The organism is Serratia nevei, from assembly GCF_024160145.1.
Taxonomy (GTDB): domain Bacteria; phylum Pseudomonadota; class Gammaproteobacteria; order Enterobacterales; family Enterobacteriaceae; genus Serratia; species Serratia nevei_A.
The window spans coordinates 1-2,319 of the sequence record NZ_JAMYWQ010000078.1 but is presented as its reverse complement, the minus strand read 5'-3'; the positions used below and the strand labels follow the sequence as shown (position 1 = coordinate 2,319).

Annotated in this window: 2 protein-coding genes; both read left to right on the top strand. The window is 65.2% G+C overall.

Translation table 11 applies throughout. The features are described from left to right. Positions 1-803, top strand: an 803-nt coding sequence (locus M6G53_RS24725; RefSeq protein WP_253333930.1) for an autotransporter outer membrane beta-barrel domain-containing protein, incomplete at its 5' end; no start/stop codon positions are given. 129 nt (positions 804-932) lie between these two features. Next, positions 933-2,319 (top strand): S8 family peptidase (locus tag M6G53_RS24720; RefSeq protein ID WP_253335170.1); only part of this gene is annotated, 1,387 nt, incomplete at its 3' end.

Below are 2,319 nucleotides of genomic sequence, written 5' to 3'. Positions count from 1 at the left end.
TGCTGGGGGCGTGGGACCACGCGTCGGGCGACGCCAACGCCACGGGCTATCAGGCCTCGACCTACGGGGTGCTGGTGGGGCTGGACTCGGCGGTAGCGGACGACTGGCGGCTGGGGGTGGCGACCGGCTACACCCGCACCTCGCTGCACGGCGGGTACGGGTCGAAGGCGGACAGCGACAACTACCACCTGGCGGCGTACGGCGACAGGCAGTTCGGGGCGCTGGCGCTGCGCGGCGGGGCGGGCTACACCTGGCACCGCATCGACACCAGGCGGTCGGTGAACTACGGGATGCAGTCGGACCGCGACACGGCGAAGTACAGCGCGCGCACCGAGCAGCTGTTCGCGGAAGCGGGTTACAGCGTGCAGGGCGAGTGGCTGAACCTGGAGCCGTTCGTGAACCTGGCGTACGTGAACTTCGAGAACAACGGCATCGCGGAAAGCGGCGGCGCGGCGGCCTTGCGCGGTGACAAGCAGCACACGGACGCGACGGTGTCGACGCTGGGGCTGCGTGCGGACACCGAATGGCAGGTGAGCACGGGCACGACGGTGGCGCTGCGCAGTGAGCTGGGGTGGCAACACCAGTACGGCGGGCTGGAGCGAGGCACCGGGCTGCGGTTCAACGGCGGCAACGCGCCGTTCGTGGTGGACAGCGTGGCGGTCTCGCGCGACGGGATGGTGCTGAAGGCGGGAGCGGAAGTGGCGGTGAACAAGAACGCCACGCTGTCGCTGGGCTACGGCGGGCTGCTGTCGCAGCACCATCAGGACAACAGCGTCAACGCCGGCTTCACCTGGCGCTTCTAAGCAACATCGACTCAATCCTTGTAGGGAACCGTCTGCGGGCGGTTCCTTTTTCACATCCTGCTAATGAGAACCCGGCGCACCTGGGGCGTCGGCCAATAACAAGCAAAAGGTAAGGAAATGACAATAACAATGGGTTTTGATAGCAAAGGAAACGTTCGTCGCTCACCGTGGCGGCTGAACGCGCTGGTCTGCTGCATGGCGCTGGCTGGGTATGCGCAGGCGGCGCCGCTCGAGGTGAACGGCCAAGCCGGCGATCCGGCCAGCTGGCGCAGCGCCGAATTCAACGCCAACTGGGGGTTGGGGGCGATCCACGCCGATGAGGCCTACGCCGCCGGCTATACCGGCAAAGGGCAGAAGGTGGGCATTTTCGATACCCCGGTCAACCGCCATCCCGAGTTCGCCGGCGACGGTAAACTGATCAACGTGGTCACCGAAGGCTATCGCGCCTATACCGATCCGCACCGGCCGGGCATTAACGCCGGCGACCGCTTTTACTTCGACGGCACCTTCCACTTCTATAGCGGCTCGCAGGGCATGCTGAGCAATCACGGGGTGCACGTCGCGGGCATCAGCGCCGCCAACCGCGATGGCGTCGGCATGCACGGCGTGGCCTTCGATTCACAGGTGATCAGCGTTGATAACGACAATGACGGCCCGGCCTACGGCGAATTCCTCGGCCTGGACGGCGCCGTCACCAATGCCGGCTGGCAGGCGATGATCAAGAGCGGCGCACGGGTGATCAACAACAGCTGGGGCGTCAGTATCCCCGACTTTCTGTCCGACGGCGGCCGCGATCCTAACGCACAGCACTTTGAGCTGAAGGATGCGCAGGAACAATTCGATCGGGTCAAACCGCTGCTCGGCAGCCTGGCGGGCGCAGGCTATCAGGGCGCCATCGACGCCGCGCGCAAAAATATTCTGGTGCTGTTCGCCGCCGGTAACGACGGCAACTACAACCAGCCGGATGTGATCAGCGGGCTGGCCTATTTCGTGCCGGACATTGCACCGAACTGGCTGTCGGTCGCCAGCGTGGCGCAGGATGCGGCATCGACCAACAGCGTGCCTTACACCATCAGCAGCTTTTCTTCCCGCTGCGGCTATACCGCCAGCTTCTGCGTCTCGTCACCGGGCAGCAAAATCTACAGCACCGTGGCCAACGGTTCCGATCCGGCCAATCTGGTGTCGGACTACGGCAATAAAAACGGCACCTCGATGGCGACGCCGCACGTCACCGGCGCGGTGGCGGTGTTACTGCAGCGCTTCCCGTACATGACCTCGGCGCAGATTGCCGACGTGCTGAAAACCACCGCCACCGACATGGGCGCGCCGGGCATCGACGCGCTTTACGGCTGGGGGATGATCAACCTGGGCAAGGCCATCAACGGCCCGGGCATGTTGGTGACCGTCGAAGATATTCCTGCGGAGTTCCGCATCCCGGATCCGGCGGGGGTGGCCTACGGCCCGACCCAGTTCGTGGTGGATCTGCCGGGCGTCGGCGCGGTGCTGGACAAGGGTA